At 66.9% G+C, this 17,867-nt stretch carries 13 protein-coding genes; 6 read left to right on the top strand and 7 right to left on the bottom strand.

The features are described 5' to 3' along the window. Positions 1-41: 41 nt before the first annotated feature. Positions 42-1,532, bottom strand: a complete 1,491-nt coding sequence (locus ACSQ3D_RS01150) for a di-heme oxidoredictase family protein (protein WP_436126163.1) — start codon at positions 1,530-1,532, stop codon at positions 42-44. Positions 1,533-1,534: 2 nt separating this feature from the next. After that, positions 1,535-2,749 carry an imelysin family protein gene (locus tag ACSQ3D_RS01145; protein ID WP_436125642.1) on the bottom strand — a complete coding sequence of 405 codons (1,215 nt, stop codon included), beginning with the start codon at positions 2,747-2,749 and terminating at the stop codon, positions 1,535-1,537. Positions 2,750-3,067: 318 nt separating this feature from the next. Between ACSQ3D_RS01145 and ACSQ3D_RS01140 the strand changes: the two genes are divergently transcribed. Beyond that, positions 3,068-5,293, top strand: coding sequence for a PhoX family protein (locus tag ACSQ3D_RS01140; protein WP_436125641.1), 2,226 nt, complete (start codon positions 3,068-3,070; stop codon positions 5,291-5,293). 241 nt (positions 5,294-5,534) lie between these two features. On the opposite strand, the gene ACSQ3D_RS01135 is transcribed toward ACSQ3D_RS01140, so the two are convergent. The 4 genes from ACSQ3D_RS01135 to ACSQ3D_RS01120 form a co-directional block, all read right to left on the bottom strand. Next, positions 5,535-6,413 carry an iron dicitrate transport regulator FecR gene (locus ACSQ3D_RS01135; RefSeq protein ID WP_436125640.1) on the bottom strand — a complete coding sequence of 293 codons (879 nt, stop codon included), beginning with the start codon at positions 6,411-6,413 and terminating at the stop codon, positions 5,535-5,537. After that, on the bottom strand, positions 6,364-7,212 hold the full coding sequence (locus ACSQ3D_RS01130; RefSeq protein WP_056416140.1) for a BPSS1780 family membrane protein: 849 nt from the start codon (positions 7,210-7,212) through the stop codon (positions 6,364-6,366). The genes ACSQ3D_RS01135 and ACSQ3D_RS01130 overlap by 50 nt, the downstream gene beginning before the upstream one ends. 311 nt (positions 7,213-7,523) lie before the next feature. Next, entirely contained in the window at positions 7,524-8,474 is a 951-nt protein-coding gene (locus tag ACSQ3D_RS01125; RefSeq protein WP_056161961.1) for a homoserine kinase, read from the bottom strand. Positions 8,475-8,564: 90 nt separating this feature from the next. Further along, positions 8,565-8,924 (bottom strand): hypothetical protein, encoded by a 360-nt coding sequence (locus tag ACSQ3D_RS01120; protein ID WP_056416142.1) that lies wholly within the window; start codon positions 8,922-8,924, stop codon positions 8,565-8,567. A gap of 54 nt (positions 8,925-8,978) precedes the next feature. Between ACSQ3D_RS01120 and polA the strand changes: the two genes are divergently transcribed. The 3 genes from polA to ACSQ3D_RS01105 all read left to right on the top strand — a co-directional run bounded on the left by polA (position 8,979) and on the right by ACSQ3D_RS01105 (position 14,440). Next, positions 8,979-11,831 (top strand): DNA polymerase I, encoded by a 2,853-nt coding sequence (gene polA / locus ACSQ3D_RS01115; protein ID WP_436125639.1) that lies wholly within the window; start codon positions 8,979-8,981, stop codon positions 11,829-11,831. A 652-nt stretch (positions 11,832-12,483) separates the two neighbouring features. Further along, entirely contained in the window at positions 12,484-13,383 is a 900-nt protein-coding gene (gene yghU / locus ACSQ3D_RS01110; RefSeq protein ID WP_436125638.1) for a glutathione-dependent disulfide-bond oxidoreductase, read from the top strand. Positions 13,384-13,513: 130 nt separating this feature from the next. Continuing rightward, positions 13,514-14,440, top strand: coding sequence for a LysR family transcriptional regulator (locus tag ACSQ3D_RS01105; protein WP_056420667.1), 927 nt, complete (start codon positions 13,514-13,516; stop codon positions 14,438-14,440). A 90-nt stretch (positions 14,441-14,530) separates the two neighbouring features. Here ACSQ3D_RS01105 and ACSQ3D_RS01100 read toward each other — a convergent pair whose 3' ends face one another. After that, positions 14,531-15,745, bottom strand: a complete 1,215-nt coding sequence (locus ACSQ3D_RS01100; RefSeq protein WP_436125637.1) for a D-amino acid dehydrogenase — start codon at positions 15,743-15,745, stop codon at positions 14,531-14,533. Positions 15,746-16,166: 421 nt separating this feature from the next. Between ACSQ3D_RS01100 and ACSQ3D_RS01095 the strand changes: the two genes are divergently transcribed. Continuing rightward, positions 16,167-17,060, top strand: a complete 894-nt coding sequence (locus ACSQ3D_RS01095) for an amino acid ABC transporter substrate-binding protein (RefSeq protein ID WP_056420675.1) — start codon at positions 16,167-16,169, stop codon at positions 17,058-17,060. Between the two features lie 19 nt (positions 17,061-17,079). Continuing rightward, complete coding sequence (locus ACSQ3D_RS01090) at positions 17,080-17,865, top strand: aspartate/glutamate racemase family protein (RefSeq protein WP_436125636.1); 786 nt, start codon at positions 17,080-17,082, stop codon at positions 17,863-17,865. The last annotated feature ends 2 nt before the right edge of the window (positions 17,866-17,867 follow it).

Genomic DNA, 17,867 nt, shown 5'->3' with positions numbered 1-17,867 from the left:
GGGCGGCGACCACACGGAGTGGGGAGCGTGGGGGTAAATTCTCATAGTGACTCCACGAATTTCACGAGCGCATCCCGGTCGGCCTTCTTCATCTTCAGCACCTGGTCCTTGGCCTCTTCGGCCTCGCCGCCATGCCACAGCACGGCTTCGAGCACGCCGCGCGCGCGGCCGTCGTGCAGCAGGCGGGTGTGGCCGTTCACGTCCTTGATCAGGCCCGTGCCCCACAGCGCAGGCGTCTTCCACTGCCGGCCGTTGGCACCGAAGTCGGGCCGGCCGTCGGCCAGGCGCTCGCCCATGTCGTGCAGCAGCAGGTCTGTGTACGGAAAAATGCGTTGTCCGCTCAGCGCCTTGCTCGTCAACTGCGGAAACGGCCCCTCTTTGGTGACGTAGCTCGGGCGGTGGCAGGTAGCGCACTGGGCCTGGCTGAACAATGCCTGGCCGCGCAGCACCTGTGCATCGTTGATGTTGCGGCGCGCCGGTGGGGCCAGCGTGGCTTGGTAGAAGATCACGTCGGCGAGGGTCTTGTCGTCGATCTCGACGCCGGGCTGGCCTTGGTCGCCGCCGCTCTTGCCGCTGGGGGCGGCCAGGCAGTCCTTCTGCATGGGCGTGCAGGCCTCTTGCGCGAAGTGGCGCGAGGTGATGCCCATGTCGCCCAGGAAGGCGCCGCCCGTCTGGTGCGCGATGGTGGCCACGTTGGCCTTCCAGCCGAAGCGCCCCGTCATCATGCGGCCGGCAGGGCCGTCCCACACCTTGTTGGGCACGCCCTTGATGGGGCCGGGGGCGGCGGCCTGGTCTGCCGCGTTGGCCAGGATGTCGGCCTCGGCAATGGCTTCGAGCAGGCCCACGCCGATGATCTGCGGCGCGATGCGCGGGCTGGTCATCACGTCCTTGTGCAGGGGGCCGTAGCCCAGGTCGGCAAAACCGTAGACAGGCTTTTGCAGCGTGTAGGGCGTGCCGTCGGCAAACTTGCCTTTGATGGTGTCGTAGCGCAGGGTCACGCGGCCTTCGGGCTTGACGCCCTGGATGGCCGCGTTGTTGAACTGGTCGCCGTACACCGGGTCGTGCACCGGCCCGCCGTGCACGTCGGTGCCGGGGATGGACAGACGGATGAGCAGGGCCACGGTGGGGTCCTTCGTTTCGCCCAGGCGGTTGAAGATCGCCGGAGGTTCGCCCCGGCCGTCCTGCACGTGGCAGCCGCCGCACGAGCGCGCGATGAAGTGCGGGCCGAGGCCGTCGCGGGCTTTGGTGGACGCGGGCGCCTCCACCCAGTTGCGCCGGAAGAACGAGTTGCCGATGACGAAGCGCGTGCGCTCCTCGTCGGTCAGGTTGGCGGCCGGGAACGAGAAGGCATTGCGCCCGGTGGCGAACACCGTGGTCTCGCCGCCGGTTTTTTCGCCCAGCGAGTCAGGCTGGGGCGCTGCCGTCAACGACTGCAGGCCCAGGCCGCCGAAGCCGGCGATCGCGACGATGCCGATGCTGGCTGCTGCCGGGCGCACGGTGAGCCGGCGGGCAATGGCTTGCGCAGGCTTCATGCTCAAGGCTGGACCAGGGTCAGTTTGGTGATGCCGATGGCATTGGCTGCGGCCACCAGGTCTTTACTCTGCTGCGTGAGGCTGTCGATGGTCTTCTGGATGCGCTGGCGGCCCGGCGCGTCCTTGCCGCCGATGATCTCGCGGTCGAACGGTGCCTGGATGCCTTCGGCAGCAGCCACCGAGCCCGCGATCTGCTTGGTGGTCTTGTCGGCCAGCGCCGCGTCCTTGGCAGCCACCAGATCGCGCAGCGATGCGCCCTTGACCACGCTGCCGTCGGCACGCTGGTACTCGCCCAGCCACACGTTCTGGATGCCCTTGGCGTTGGTCACCGCGTCGCGGTGGGTGTTGTCCGAAAAGCACGAGTGCTCGTCTTCCTGGTCCTGGCTGTTCAGGGCCACTTCCAGGCGTTCGCCAGCCAGCTCGCCGCGCGAGAGCGAGCCCAGGCCAACGAGCATCTTGCGAACGGACTCCTGGCCGCCCTTGACGAAGCGGGTGCGGTGGTTGTTCTTGGCGTCCGGTGCCCAGGCCTTCACCAGCGAGGTGAGGTCGTCGATGAGCAGGTCGGTCACCACGGTCAGGTACTGGCGGCGGCGGTCGGCGTTCGGGGCCTTGCCGTCCACGAAGTCCTCGAAGTTGCGATCGCCCGGGCCGGTCTCGGACAGGTCCTGGCCCCACAGGAAGAACTCGATGGCGTGCCAGCCGGTGGCGATGTTCTCTTCGCCGCCGCGCTCGTTCTGCGCAGACAGGTTCTTCTTGCTGATCACGAACTTGCGGTTGTTCACCAGGCCCGCGTTGGGCTTGCCCTGCACGCTGTCGACGAACGATTCGTCCATGGGCCAGGCGTTGATGCGGCCCTCGGGCCCGTTGTCGTTGTCGATGGGGCCGCCGTAGAAGCGGAACGCCTCGGTCTGGCCGTAGAACTCGCGCGCGGCCAGCCACTTCTTGCGGGCGTCGGCCAGCGTGTCGGCCGAAGGCTTGGCCGTGAAGGCCGCCACGGCTTCGCGCAGCGCCTGGGCGCTGGCGAGCGTGTCGGCGTAGTTGGCGTGCACCAGCTGTGCGTAGTGCGCGGCCACGGCCTGGTTCGTCACGGCCTGCTGTGCCTGGGCCTGCGAGGGTGCTGCTGCAGGGGCAACGGTTTGCGCGCCGACGCCAGTGCTGTATGCACAGGCGGACAGTGCGGCCACCAGCAGGGAAGTCTTCAGGGAGGGGAACGTCATGCAGGGTCTCCAAGGAATCGCGCAGGCTGCCGCACGGGCGGCCTGTGGCCGGGCGTGGCACCGCGAGGAAATGGCGGGAACGGAGAGGCCGCACTTGGCTGGGTGAGCCCGCGCACCGGTCGGTGCTGGGCGCGGTAGTGGCTGGGTGGGCGGTGGGAGCCGAAATTATACAAATGGTAGTGATTCGTATTCGACCCAATCCCCTTGCGCGCGGCCGGGATCGGCTGTCACGAAACCGACGCAAAAACTTCACGGCGATGTCACCTGCAGTTTCTACGCTCCACAGGCTTTGTAACCAATAACCCCCGAGGAAGAACCATGACCCACCGTGTGGATGCGCCCGAGCAGGCCATTGACTTCAACAACGAGAACGCCAACACCTCCGCCAACCCTACGTTCGAGTCGGTGCTGGGTGCACGGCTGTCGCGCCGTGGCCTGCTGCGTGGCAGCGTGGGGTCGGTGGGCACGGCCATGCTGGCTGGCTTTGGCGTGAGCGCCTGCGGCGGCAGCGACGACCCAGCGGTGACACCGCCACCCACTGGCTCCAAGCTGCTGGGCTTTGGTGCGGTGCCCAAGAGCCTGGCAGACGTGGTAGCGGTGCCTGTGGGCTACACCGCCAGCGTGATCTTCGCACTGGGCGACCCCATCGCTGCAGGCGTGGCTGCGTACAAGAACGACGGCACCGACGGTGATTTCGACAAGCGCGCTGGCGACCACCATGACGGCATGGAATGGTTCGGCCTGGGCGCTGACGGCAAGCGCAGCGACAACGCCACCGAACGCGGCCTGCTGGCCATCAACCACGAAGCCACGACCGACGAGAAGCTGTCCTCGTACTTCCTGCATGCCAACGGCGGCACCACCACCTTGCCCCGTCCCGCAGCGGAAATCGACAAGGAAACGGCCATCCACGGCATCGCCGTGATCGAAGTGGCAAAGTCCGGTGGCAAGTGGGCCTACGCGCAGAACTCTGCGCTGAACTTCCGCCTCACCTCGCTCAGCCCCATCGAGATTTCGGGCCCGGCCCGCGGCAGCGCGCAACTGTTCACCAAGTTCTCGCCCACCGGCACCACCACCCGCGGTACGCTGAACAACTGCGGCACGGGCAAGACGCCCTGGGGTACCTTCCTGACCGGTGAAGAAAACTGGTTTGGCTACTTCACGCGCGGCGCCGCGGACGACGCCGCACGCGGCAACGACAAGAGCGTGACGTCCCTCAAGCGCTATGGCCGCACCCAGGGCGCAGCATCGCGCCACGGCTGGGAAAGCGGCGGCGCCGACGACAAGTACCAGCGCTGGAACAACAGCAAGACCGGCACGTCGGTGGACGGCACGGACGACTACCGCAACGAGATGAACGGCATGGGCTACATCGTCGAGATCGACGCCTACGACAAGACCCGCATGGCCAAGAAGCGCACGGGTCTGGGCCGCTTCGCGCACGAGAGTGCAGCGTTCGGCAAGGTGGTGGCCGGCCAGCCGCTGTCCATCTACATGGGCGACGACTCGCGCGGCGAGTACATCTACAAGTTCGTATCCACCGCTACGTGGAACGCGGCCGATGCCAACGCCAACGACCGCCTGGCCATTGGCGACAAGTACCTGGACAGCGGCAAGCTGTACGCAGCCAAGTTCAACGCCGACGGCACCGGCAGCTGGGTGGAGCTGTCGCTCACCAACACCGCCATCAGCGGCTACACCACGTACAAGTTCGCCGACGCGGCCGACATCGTCATCAACACCCGCCTGGCCGCCGACGCCGTGGGTGCCACCAAGATGGACCGCCCCGAGTGGAACGCCGTGAACCCCGCCAATGGCGAGGTGTATTTCACGCTGACCAACAACAGCGCCCGCAGCGCCAACCCTGGCAGCGGCCAGTACCTGCCTGACGCGGCCAATCCCCGTGCCTACACCGACATGAAGGGCACCACCAAGCAGGAGGGCAACCCCAACGGCCACATGGTGCGCCTGAAGGAAGGCACATCCGTCCTGGCCTTCACCTGGGACGTGTACCTGTTCGGCGCCGAAGCCAGTGCCGACAAGACGCTGATCAACATCTCGGCCCTGACGGACGAGCAGGACTTCTCCAGCCCCGATGGCCTGGCTTTCAGCAAGGCCACGGGCATCTGCTGGATCCAGACCGATGACGGTGCCTACACCGACGTCAGCAACTGCATGATGATGGCAGCCGTGCCCGGCCAGGTGGGCGATGGCAGCAAGAAGACGCTGACGTACACCAAGACCGACGGCAGCAAGTTCGACGTCGTCACGCCCGTGGGCAAGGCGGCCACGGCCGATACGCTCAAGCGCTTCCTGGTGGGCCCCAAGGGCTGCGAGATCACCGGCCTGACCGAAACGCCGGACGGCAAGACGATCTTCGTGAACATCCAGCACCCGGGCGAATCCACCGGCATGGCCAACCTGGCCGACCCCGCCAAGTTCCAGAGCCAGTGGCCTGCCAACGCTGGCTACGGCGCAGGCAAGCGTCCCCGTTCGGCCACCATCGTGATCACGAAGAACGACGGCGGCAACATCGGTACCTGAGATCGGAGTGCGGGAGGGCTGACCTCTCGCGCGTTCGCATCGAGCTTTCAGGCCGGCCCCATGGGGTCGGCCTTTTTGCGTTCTGGCACCGCTGAAGGGCTTTGATTGGCGGTGACTTGCAGTGATTTGCAGCAAGGCGCAGTGGCGGATAGCAATGCTCACTCATGCCCATCAATGCCACCAATGCCACTGTTGTCCCTGATGTCCCTGATGAGCAGTGACGGCCCCGGCCGCCGCTGTCTCAGTAGTCGGAGCCGTAGGGAGACGGGGGGCGGGCGCGGTACGTTGGCGCGGGTGCTGGTGTCGATGGAGGCGCTGACGCCGGTGAGGACGCTGGCGTGGACCCCGCCGGTGCAGGTGATGCGTTGCTCCCGCCAGGCGCTGCGGGGTAGCCCATCTGCCCGGTGCCGTCCTTGGTACCCTTGCGACCCGCAATCTGCCACGCGGTGCGCTGCTGGATCAGGCTGGCCAGGAACTCCATCTCCTCGTCCGTGTGGTTGATGGCGCCCGCGGGCGTGAGCAGGCGGCCATTGCGCGGCGCGTTCTCGACCCAGAACGACTGGTGGTAGGACGCCTCGCTCACCACGCTCTCGCCGCCGGTGGCCAGGTCCACGATGCCGTAGCAATTGCAGAAGTAACCCCGGTTGCCCTGGTCCGCAAAGACCTCGGCATACACCCCCGTGCCGCGGATGCCTGCGGTGGCCGTGGGCAGGATGACCTTGCGGTCCGCGCCCTTGCCCCACACGCTGGCCACGGCGCCGCTGACGAGGCGCAGCACCTTGACGGCGGTGGGCGTGTCGCCCTCCAGCGCCACGTGGGAGTTCTGGCGCACCAGGAAGGCGCCGTCGCCCACGGCAAACACCACCGTGGCGCCCGGGCCGGTCTCGATGCGGTCTCCCGCGGTGATGGTGTGCTGCGGGGTCAGCGCCTCGCCGTTGCGCCGCACGTCGCCGCGCAGCTCCACGATGTTGCTGCGCGACTGGGCCTGGGCGGCCGTCCAGCCGCCACCGGCCACCCAGAGCGCGGCCGCCTGCAGCAGGCTGCGGCGCCGGTGCCAGGCCAGCTCGTCTTCAGTGCGGCCCAGCAGCTGGGTCGGAGGGCGGGGGCGTTGGGGTGTCATGGGTGGCCTCGTCAGACGGGTGGTGGGGCGGCTCGAAACAATCGCGGAAGGTGAACACGATCGAGGTGAAGAACATGGCGGCCAGCATCATCGCGGCACCCACCATCACACCACCGGAGGCCGCGCCGCTCAAGCCCATCGCCGCCAGGAGCGCTGCCGCCAGCGTCACGACCACGCCGCCCAGCAGGAAAACGCCCAGCCAGCCCAGCCCGTAGACCATGAAGGCGCCGAAGTTGCGCAGGCAGGCCACGATGCTGAAGAACAGCGCCTTGACCGGCGGCACGCCATGCCAGTGCACCAGCCCGGGCGCATGCCAGAACAGCAGCGACAGCGGCAGGTACAGCAGCATGGCCGTCCACATGGCGCTCTGGAAGGCCGCGTCTTCTGCCATCTCCTTGGTCAGGGGCGCGCCGCCCAGGTACACCTTGGCAAACTGCCCGCCGTCGATCAGGGCCGACAGCCCCATCACCGCGAGGAACCCCACGGCGTACAGCGCGCCCAGGACCAGCATGTCGCGCAGCCGCTGCTGCCCGGTGCGAAACGCCACCAGCAGCACGGCGGGCGTGGGAAACCGCCCCTGCGTGGCCTCGGCCGCCGCCACCATCATCGCCAGCGTGGCCGATGGCAGCAGTGCCAGCGCGATGGCCGGCCCTACCAGCGGGATCAACGTGGCCAGCGACATGGCCGCCATGGTCATGAAGAACAGCGCCGCCAGCGCCATGGGCTGCCGCCAGAACGCGCGGACGCCCAGCTTGACCCAGGTCATGCCGGTGCGGGCGGGAACGATGTGGAGTTTCATGAATGCAATCGGGAAGAAAAGAGGACCTGCGCCCGCGTGTGCCATCCCCCACCGCCCTGGCCGGGGCCCGCGGCAAAGCGGTGATGGTAGAAGAACAGGGCTGAATTTACCCCAGTGCCCCAATCCGGGCGCCATGAAGGGTGTCCAGGGTACGGGCTGCGAGGTGGATCTGTGGGTGTGGGGACGGCTAGCCGGTGTGTGGCCAGTGGGCTGCCAATGCGGGGGGTGCCGCGGTGGCGTGGCCGCGCATCAGGCCCTGCGCAGCGGCGACTCGGCTTGGTGTGAAGGGCAGTGGGGCTCAGGCAATGGGGCTACAGATGAAGCGGGCGTGCAATCCTGTCCTGCAGCACGCGTTCGAAGTGCGTGGGGTCGTGCGGCGTGAGCATGGCGGCCTCGCGCGGCAGATGGAAGTCCCACAGCCGCGAGATCCAGAACCTGAGGGCCCCTGCGCGCGCCATCGCGGGCAGCAGCTCGCGCTCTGCGGCGGTCAACGGGCGCACGGCCTGGTAGGCGTCCAGCATGCGGGCGGCGCGTTCGGCATCGTGCCGGCCGGTCGGCAGGTCGATGCACCAGTCGTTCAGGCACACGGCCAGGTCGAACAGCCAGGTGTCCACACCCGCAAAGTAGAAGTCGAAGAAGCCCGTGAGCTCTTCGCCCTCGAACATCACGTTGTCGCGGAACAGGTCGGCATGCACGGGGCCGCTGGGCAACGCCGCGTAGGCAGAGCCCGCAGCCACGTGGTTCTGGTAGGCCAGTTCGGAGCGCAACAAGGCTGCCTGCGATTCGCCGATGTGCGGCAGCACCACGGGCACGGTCTCGTTCCACCAGGGCAGGCCGCGCAGGTTGGGCTGGTGCCGTTCGAAATCGCGCCCGGCCAGGTGCATGCGCGCGAGCATCGTGCCCACGGCCGCGCAGTGCACGCCCTGTGGCGCCAGCTGGCTCTTGCCGCGCAGCTTGTTGACCACCGCGGCGGGCTTGCCGCACACCGACAGCAGGATGTCGCCATCCTTGTCGGCCCGCGGGTCGGGCACCGGCACCCCACCGTGCGCCAGGTGCTTCATCAAGTGCAGGTAAAAGGGCAGCTGCTCGGCCGTGAGGCGCTCGAACAGCGTCAACACGAACTGGCCCTGGTCGCTGGTCAGAAAATAATTGGTGTTCTCGATGCCGCCCTCGATGCCGCGCAGCTCCACCAGCTCACCCAGTTGCAAACGGCGCAGCAGGTCTTGCGCCTCGGTGTTGGAGACTTCGGTAAAAACGGCCATCGCTCAGGGGTGCGTAAGGGTGGAGGACTGACAAGGAAAAAGGGCGGGGCGTGCGGGGGCCCCGGGGCGCTGCGGTGCAGCCGGCGCGGCTCAGAACTTCAGCACGTTCCACACGCGCGGGCCGGTGGTCGTCTCGGCGCCGCTGTTGCTGCCAGCGCGGCTGCGGGCTCCGTCGGGCGACTGCACTTCGTAGCTGGGCAGGTTGCCAGCCTTGGGCTGCACAGAAATCGTCTGCGTCTGGCCGCCCACGCGCAGCTCGTCGACCCGGCTGCCGGCGTCCTCGATCTGGATGCGCTCGGTGCGTTGATTGCCACGCCCGCCCATTTGCTCTGGTTCTGATAGCGCCTCGCGCTTGTCTACCGCGCCCTGAGGGGCAGTTTGACTATTGGTTTGGGCCAGGACGGGGCTGGAGGCCATGGCCAGCAGCAAAAGGAGGTGTACAGCGCGCATGGGCGGGATTGTAGAGCGCCGGCCGCGGCCGGGCTGCGCGTGCACAATCCGCCCATGACCGAAGAATCCTCTGCATCCCCCAGCCCCGCCGCCGAAGGGGCGACGCCTTCCGCCGCGCAGCCCTCTGGCGACAAAAAGACCCTGGTGCTGGTGGACGGCTCCAGCTACCTGTACCGCGCCTTCCATGCCATGCCCGACCTGCGCGCGGTGCCGGGCGACCCGGAAAGCCCCGCCACCGGTGCCATCCGCGGCATGATCAACATGCTGCAGGTGCTGCGGCGCGAATTCCCGTCCGGCTATGCCGCCTGCGTGTTCGATGCGAGCGGCCCCACCTTCCGCGACGACCTGTATCCCGAGTACAAGGCGCAGCGCTCCCCCATGCCCGACGACCTGCGCGCGCAGATCGAGCCCATCCATGAGGTCGTGCGCCTGTTGGGCTGGCCCGTGGTCTGCGTCCCCGGCGTGGAGGCCGACGACGTGATCGGCACGCTGGCTGCGGTGGCGGCGGCGCAGGGCGTGGAGGTGATCGTCTCCAGCGGCGACAAGGACCTGTCGCAACTGGTGAACGAGCACATCACCATCATCGACACCATGAACGGCAAGAAGCGCGACGTGGCGGGCGTGACGGCCGAGTTCGGCGTGCCGCCATCACTGATGGTGGACTACCAGACCCTGGTGGGCGACACGGTGGACAACGTGCCCGGCGTGCCCAAGGTCGGCCCCAAGACGGCTGCCAAATGGCTCGCCGAATATGGCTCGCTCGATGCCCTCATCGCGCGTGCCGGCGAGATCAAGGGCGTGGCGGGCGAGAACCTGCGCGGGGCGCTGCATTGGCTGCCCACCGGGCGGCAGCTCGTCACCATCAAGACCGACTGCGACCTGGCCGGGCATGTCGACGGCCTGCCGGCCATGGATGCGATCGCCATGCGCCAGGAAGACGCCGCCCCGCTGCGCGACTTCTATCAAAAGTATGGCTTCAAGGGCCTGGCCCGCGCGCTGGAACCCAGCGCTCCCGCCAACACCACGGCAACGCTGCCGGGCGCCAGCGGCGACCTCTTCGCATCCCCCGAGGCGACCTTCGTGGCCGAGGCCGCGCAGGGCCGCGAGGTGTCGTACGAGACCATCCTCACCTGGGCCGACTTCGACCGCTGGCTTGCCAAGCTGCAGACGGCTGAACTGGCCGCCATCGACACCGAAACCACGTCGCTCGACGAACTGCGCGCCGAGATCGTCGGCATCAGCTTCAGCGTGGAGCCCGGTGCCGCAGCCTACATTCCGCTGCGCCACGCCGGGCCTGATGCGCCCGAGCAGTTGCCGTTCGACGAGTTGCTGGCCAAACTCAAGCCCTGGCTTGAAGACGCCAGCCGCCCCAAGCTGGGCCAGCACATCAAGTACGACCGCCATGTGTTCGCCAACCACGGCATTGAGGTGCAGGGCTATGCGCACGACACCATGCTGCAAAGCTACGTGCTCGAAGTGCACAAGCCCCACGGCCTGGCCAGCCTGGCCGAGCGCCACACCGGCCGCAGCGGCATCAGTTATGAAGACCTGTGCGGCAAGGGCGCCCACCAGATCCCGTTCGCCCAGGTGGCGGTGGACAAGGCAGCGGCCTACTCGTGCGAAGACTCCGACCAGACGCTGGACGTGCACCGCGTGCTCTGGCCCATGCTCGAAGCCGAAGGCCCACTGCGCGGCATCTACGAGCTGGAGATGGCCAGCAGCGAAACCCTGTTCCGCATCGAGCGCAACGGCGTGTTGATCGACGCGGCCACGCTGGCCAACCAGAGCCACGAACTGGGCCAGCGCATCCTCAAACTGGAGCAGGACGCCTACGAGATCGCGGGGCAGCCCTTCAACCTGGGGTCCCCCAAGCAGCTCGGCGAAATCTTCTTCGACAAGCTGGGCATGCCCGTGGTCAAGAAGACCGCCACCGGCGCGCGCAGCACCGACGAAGAAGTGCTGGAAAAGCTGGCCGAGGACTACCCCCTGCCCGCCAAGCTGCTGGAGCACCGCAGCCTGTCCAAGCTCAAGGGCACCTACACCGACAAGTTGGCCCAGCTGGCCAACCCGCGCACCGGCCGCGTGCACACCCACTACGCACAGGCCGTCGCCATTACCGGGCGCCTGTCCAGCAACGACCCCAACCTGCAGAACATCCCCATTCGCACCGTGGAAGGCCGCCGTGTGCGCGAAGCCTTCGTGGCGCCGCCGGGCAGCGTGATCGCGAGCGCCGACTACAGCCAGATCGAGCTGCGCATCATGGCCCACATCAGCGGCGACGAATCGCTGCTGCACGCGTTTCGTAACGGCCTGGACGTCCACCGCGCCACCGCCGCCGAGGTGTTCGGTGTCGAGGTCGACCAGGTGAGCAGCGAACAACGCCGCTACGCCAAGGTCATCAACTTCGGTCTCATCTACGGCATGAGCAGCTTCGGCCTGGCCAAGAACCTGGGCATAGAGACCAAGGCCGCAGCCGCCTACATCGACCGGTACTTTCAGCGCTACCCTGGCGTGAAGCAGTACATGGACGAAACCAAGGCGTCCGCCAAGGCGCGCGGCTATGTGGAGACCGTCTTCGGCCGCCGCCTGTACCTGCCCGAGATCAACTCCCCGAACGGCCCGCGCCGCAGCGGCGCGGAGCGGGCTGCGATCAACGCGCCGATGCAGGGCACGGCGGCGGATTTGATCAAGAAGGCGATGGTGGCCGTGCAGCAGGAGCTGGATGCGAACAAGCCAGGCATCAAGATGATCATGCAGGTGCATGACGAACTGGTGTTTGAGCTGCCTGAAGGGGAGGTGGAGTGGGTTCGCACGCACATTCCGCGGCTGATGGCGGAAGTGGCGGAGCTCAAGGTGCCGTTGCTGGCCGAAGTCGGTGTGGGGCCGAACTGGGATAAGGCGCATTGAAATGATGAGCCAGTTTGAAGCTTGGCGCTGGTGCTGTGCTTACCCGCAGAATGAGCTACGCCGACAGAAATGGCTATGGTAAATAAGTTTTTCCGGCTTGGTGAGTTTGTGGTTGCTTGCTGCGGGCCAGGCTCCTTGTTTTACGTCAGGCACTGGTTCAACAATGTGCTTCACGAAGGAACAGAAGTTCCGGATGAAACGCACACTGTTCTCGTAACCAATCACGATGGGATTTATCGCTACATTACGGCCACACAAAGCGCTCAATACGACCGCCTCATCTACATTTCAATCGCATTGGTGATTGTTTTTTTTATTCTTTGCTATCGGCAGAAGCGCAGGTTAGACCGCGCTGATTCGCACAAGTTGTAGGCGACCAACCGGGCAGTCATGTCGTGCACGTTCAAGATAGTTAATTGGAGGGTTGATTCGGCATCATCGGGCGTGCTGCTGCGAAAAATTCAACCATATGCGCTTGATCGTTTAGCGATATCTCTCGCTTGGCTAGTTCTCTAAGAATCAGGCGAGGTAAAGTGGTTTTCGAAGCCACCTACAAGCAGCAGGAAAAGCGCCATGGAATCGATCACGTCGCTAAACTTAACTAGCAGTCGACCACATACTCGCTAGCCACTTTTTGTTCTGGAGCCTTCGCATGTCTGATTCCTTGTCCTACACCCCACCCGCCATCTGGCAATGGAACAAGGAAAGCGGCGGCCAGTTCGCCAGCATCAACCGGCCCATTGCGGGTGCCACGCACGACAAGGAACTGCCTGTGGGTCGGCACCCGCTGCAGCTGTACTCGCTCGGCACTCCCAATGGCGTCAAGGTGACTGTCATGCTGGAAGAACTGCTGGCTCTGGGCCACAGCGGTGCGGAGTACGACGCGTGGCTGATCCGCATCAACCAGGGTGAGCAATTCGGCAGCGGGTTCGTTGCTGTGAACCCCAACTCCAAGATCCCCGCGCTGCTGGACCGCAGCGATGCCGCCCACCCGGTGCGCGTGTTCGAGTCCGGCGCCATCCTGATGTACCTGGCGGAGAAGTTCGGTAGCGCCTTTTTGCCGAAGAACGGTGCTGCAAGGGCCGAGTGCCTGTCGTGGCTGTTCTGGCAGATGGGCAGTGCGCCGTTTCTAGGCGGCGGGTTCGGGCACTTCTATGCCTATGCGCCCACCAAGATAGAGTACGCGATCGACCGCTACGCGATGGAGGTCAAGCGCCAGCTCGATGTGCTCAACCAGCGGCTGGCCGTCAACGAGTACCTGATCGGCAGCGAGTACACGGTGGCCGACATCGCCATCTGGCCCTGGTACGGGTTGCTGGTCAGGGGCCAGGCGTACGAGTCCGGCGAGTTCCTGCAGGTGCACGAATACACGCACGTGGTGCGCTGGGCCGAGCAGGTGGCGCAGCGCCCGGCGGTGCAGCGTGGGCGCATGGTGAATCGTGTCACGGGCGACACGGCCGGCCAGCTGCGTGAACGGCATGACGCCAGTGACTTCGATACGAAGACGCAGGACAAGCTGGACGCTGCTTCGGGCTCCTCGCCCGCACAGTGAGCGCCAGGGGCCCGCATCGGCCACAACGATCGCTGCGCAGCCTCTCTGGCCCACGCGCCGTTGCCGCCTGGCTCCGCAATGGGGACATGCAAGGATTGCGCAACCGGCCCATTCCTTGCATCGTCACCCCATGCGCCTTCGCCACATTGAAGTCTTCAACGCCGTCATGCTCACCGGCAGCGTGAGCGCGGCGGCCCGCCTCATCAACGTGACCCAGCCGGCGGTGAGCCGCATCCTGGCGCACGCCGAACTGCAGCTGGGCTTTCCGCTCTTCAACCGCTTGAAAGGCCGCCTGGTGCCTACCACCGAGGCGCAGACGCTGTACCCGCATATCGAGCGCCTGTTCACCCAGCTCGACGACGTGCAGCGGCTGGCCAACAGCCTGAAGGGTGGCCGGCGCGAGGGCGAGTTGCACATCCTGAGCGTGCTGGCACTCAGCTACGAAGTGCTGCCGCGCGCGCTGCGGTTCTTTCGGCAGGCGCATCCGGACGTGGTGATCACCATCGATGCGCTGCATTCGCCGCAGATCATCTCGGCCCTGGTGCTGCAGGAGGCCGACGTGGGCTTTGTGTTCAGCGCGGTGGCGCACCCGTCGCTCACGCAGGAGCATCTGGCCGACGGGCGCATGCTGTGCGTGGCGCCCAAGGGCATGCTCGCGGCGGCGCTGGTGCAGTCCGGCACCGTGCACCTGGCCGACCTGGCGGAGACGCCCGTGGTGCGGCTGGATGTGCGCGACCCCATCGGCACGGTGGTCAGCCACGCGTGCCGTGAAGCGGGGGTGGGGCTCAACACTGCCATCACCGTGCAGACCTACCACGCCGCACTGGCGCTGGCGCACCACGGGCACGCGGTGGCGGTGGTGGATGCGTGCACCGCCGCCTCAGCGGACCGCAGCAAGGTCGATGTGCTGGCGCTGGCGCCCCACATCGCCGTGCCCATCAAGTCGCTGCGCACCGTCAACCGGCCCAGCTCGCTGCTGGCCAGTGCCATGACGCGCTGCATGCGACAGGCGGTGGCCGAGACCATGGCGTCCGTGGGCGTGCCGGTGGCCGAGTGATGCTGTGGTGCAGCGCTGGCGGTCAGTGGCAGGCAGACGCGGCGCTGCAGTGCGCGGCCTGACGCCGGCGCATCCGATGCATCAGGCGCATCAGGCGGGTGCGAGCCGCTGCGCCAGCTGCGCTGCCGTGCCGAACGCGAGCGTGAAGCCCAGGGCCCCGTGCCCGGTGTTGAGCAGCAGGTTGTCCGGCGCACGGGTGTGCGGCCCCACCAGCGGCACCCCGGTGGGGGTGGCCGGGCGCATGCCGGTCCAGGGGTCCAGTCGCCCGAAGTCGCTGCAGCCCGGAAAGACCGCACGGGCCGCCTCGCACAGGCTCTGGATGCGGGCGGGCGGGATGTGGTCGTCGTGCCCAACCAGCTCGGCCATGCCCGCCACGCGCAGGCGCTGGCCGATGCGCGCGAACACCACCTTGCGCGCCGCATCGGTCACGCTGACGTGGGGGGCGGCGCAGGGTGCGTCCGTGGTGTCCAGGGTGATGCTGTAGCCCTTGAGCGGGTAGACGGGCAGGCCGAACCCCAGGGTCTGCGCGGCCTGGTGGCTGGCGCTGCCCAGGGCCAGGACGAACTGCTGCGCTTCGACGTCACCGGCGCTGGTGCGGGCGGCCACGATGCGCCCGCCCTCGCGCGCAAAGCCGGTCACCCGGGCTCCCAGCACGAAGCGCACGCCGCGCTCTGCCAGCCGTTGCTGCAGGCCCAGGCAGACCTTGAGGCAGTCGGCCGCGCATTCGCTGGGCGTGTGGATCGCACCGGCGATGCGGCCCTGGTAGTGCGCGAGGGCGGGTTCGAGCTCCACGCAGCGCGTGGCGGATACGGCTTCCTGCGGGCTGCCCCAGGGCTGCTGCAGGTCCATTTGGCGGCGCGCGGCGGCCAAGGCCGCGGGCGTGTCGTACAGCACCAGTTTGCCGGTGGTCGAGAAGTCGCACTCCAGTTTTTCGGCCTGCAGCATGGCGTCGAAGTGATGGCGGCTCAGCGCGGCGAGGGCGAGCAGTTGCCGCGTGCTCTGCTCCGACGTGTGCCGGTTGCACGCACGCAAGAAATCCACGCCCCAGCGCCACTGGTGCACATCCCACTGCGGCCGCAGCTTCAGGGGCGACTGGGGCGACAGCAGCAGCTTGGGCAACTGGCGCCAGATGCCGGCATCCGCCAGGGGCTGCACGTAGCTGTAGCTCAGTTGCGCGCCGTTGCCGCCGCTGGCGCCAGCGCCGGGCTGGGCCTGGTCGACCACGGTCACGGCCAGGCCGCGCTGGTGGAGTTCATACGCGGTGGCCAGGCCGACGATGCCGGCGCCGAGAACACATACCTGCATTGGGTGGGACGGGGTGTTGAAGGGATGGAAGGATGGGGTGCGGGACTCGAGGCCACTGTAGGGCGCGGGCCCCCGCCTGAACAATGCCAATGCCGCCGGTGGCCATGCCGGGAAGTTATGTGCGCCGCCCGACGAGGTGCGCGGGTGCGCAAGGTGGGCCTGTGGGGCCAGGAAATGGCACTTGGATGGTGCGGCTGCCTGCACCAAACTGGCGGCATAACTTTTGGTCATGGCCTACCTGTGCAAATGAATTGTTCAAGGGCGGCGCAAGTTCCTACAGTGCACCTGCGTTCCGGTTTTTTGCATGTGCCGGTTCACGCGGTCACTGGATTTTTTCCGTGTCAGTGTGATCCGGCCCCCCGGCTTTTTTCGGTCGCGCCACGTCCATTCACTGCCCATCGTTTTGCACAAAGGGATTTCCATGAAGCTCTCTGCCGTCACCTCCGCCGCCTTCGTTGTTGCCACCGGCCTGCTGGCCTGCACCGTGGCCCAGGCCGACACCCTCAAGAAGGTGGCCGAGTCGGGCAAGATCACCGTGGCCTACCGCGAATCGTCGGTGCCCTTCAGCTACCTGGCGGGCCCCGGCGCACCAGTGGGCTTTGCGGTGGACATCACCAACGCCGTGGTCGATGCGGTGAAAAAGCGCGTGAACAACCCGGCCCTGAAGGTGGACCTGCAGGCGGTCACGTCGCAAAACCGCATTCCTTTGCTGCAAAACGGCACCATCGACCTGGAGTGCGGCTCCACCACCAACAACAGCACGCGCGGCAAGGACGTGCAATTCGCCATCAACTATTTCTACACCGGCACGCGCCTGCTGACCAAGAAATCGTCGGGCGTGAAGAACTACGCCGACCTGGCCAAGAAGAAGGTGGCCAGCACCTCGGGCACCACCAACGCGCAGGTGATCCGCAAGTACAACCGCGACAACAACCTGGACATGGACATCGTGCTGGGCAAGGACCACGACGACGCCGTGCTGCTGGTGGACAGCGGCCGCGCCGAGGCCTTCGCGATGGACGACATCCTGCTGTTCGGCCTGATGGGCAACATGCGCAACCCGGCGGACTGGACGGTGGTGGGCGATTCGCTGCAGGTCGAGCCCTATGCCTGCATGCTGCGCAAGGACGACCCGCAATTCCAGGCGCTGGTCAACGGCGTGATCGGCGGGATGATGAAGTCCGGCGACTTCGACAAGCTCTACACCAAGTGGTTCAACTCGCCCGTCCCCCCGCGCAACCAGAACCTGAGCTTGCCCATGAGCAAGGAGCTGCGCGACAACCTGGCCGCGCAGAGCGACAAGCCCGCCATCTGACGCACGGACCGGAGCGCGTATGCCAGTGTCTGCAAGCCACAGCCCGCAGCCCCAGGTGGTGGGGATCCTCGGCGGCATGGGCCCTGCCGCGGGGGCCGACTTCGTGCGCCTGTTCGTGCAGGCCTGCACCGACCGCATGGCTGCCCTGGGCATCCCCGTGCACGACCAGGCCTACCCCGAGCACTGGCTGGCCCAGGTGCCCATTCCGGACCGCACGGCCGCGCTGAACGACACGCGCGAGGGCGCGCACCAGCCGGCCGAGCCCATGCTGCAGGCCACCGGCCGCCTGGCCGCGCTGGGCGCGCGCGTGGTGGCCATTGCCTGCAACACGGCGCACGCGTGGCATGGCCTGCTGCAGCAGCGGTTTCCGCAGATGGTGGTGCTGCACGGCATGCAGGAGGTGGTGGCGGGCTTGGCTGCCCAACAGGTGCAGGGCGTGGGCCTGCTGGCCACCCGCGGTGCCTACGACGCGGGCCTGTACCAGCGCGAGCTGGCACGCAGCGGCATCGAGTGCTTCGTGCCTACGGCGGCGGAGCAGGACGTGCTGATGCAGGGCATCTACGACGGCGTGAAGGCCGGCAACTACCGCCTGGCGCGCGAGCGCTTCGAATCCGTGTCGCGCGCCCTGCAGCAGCGCCATAAGGTGTCCACGCTCATCATGGGCTGCACCGAGATCCCGCTGGCGCTGAACGAAAGCCCGCGCCTGCCGGGTGTGGCGCTGGTCAACCCTACGCTGGTGCTGGCCGGCGCATTGGCGCGGCATGCCTACCGCGATGCGGCGCAGCCCGCATCCTGCCGGGACTGAAC

The sequence above is a fragment of the Acidovorax sp. LjRoot117 genome, assembly GCF_964252695.1.
Lineage (GTDB): Bacteria > Pseudomonadota > Gammaproteobacteria > Burkholderiales > Burkholderiaceae_C > Acidovorax.
The sequence above is the reverse complement of the archived record's forward strand: the minus strand, read 5'-3'. Positions and strand labels throughout refer to the sequence as shown.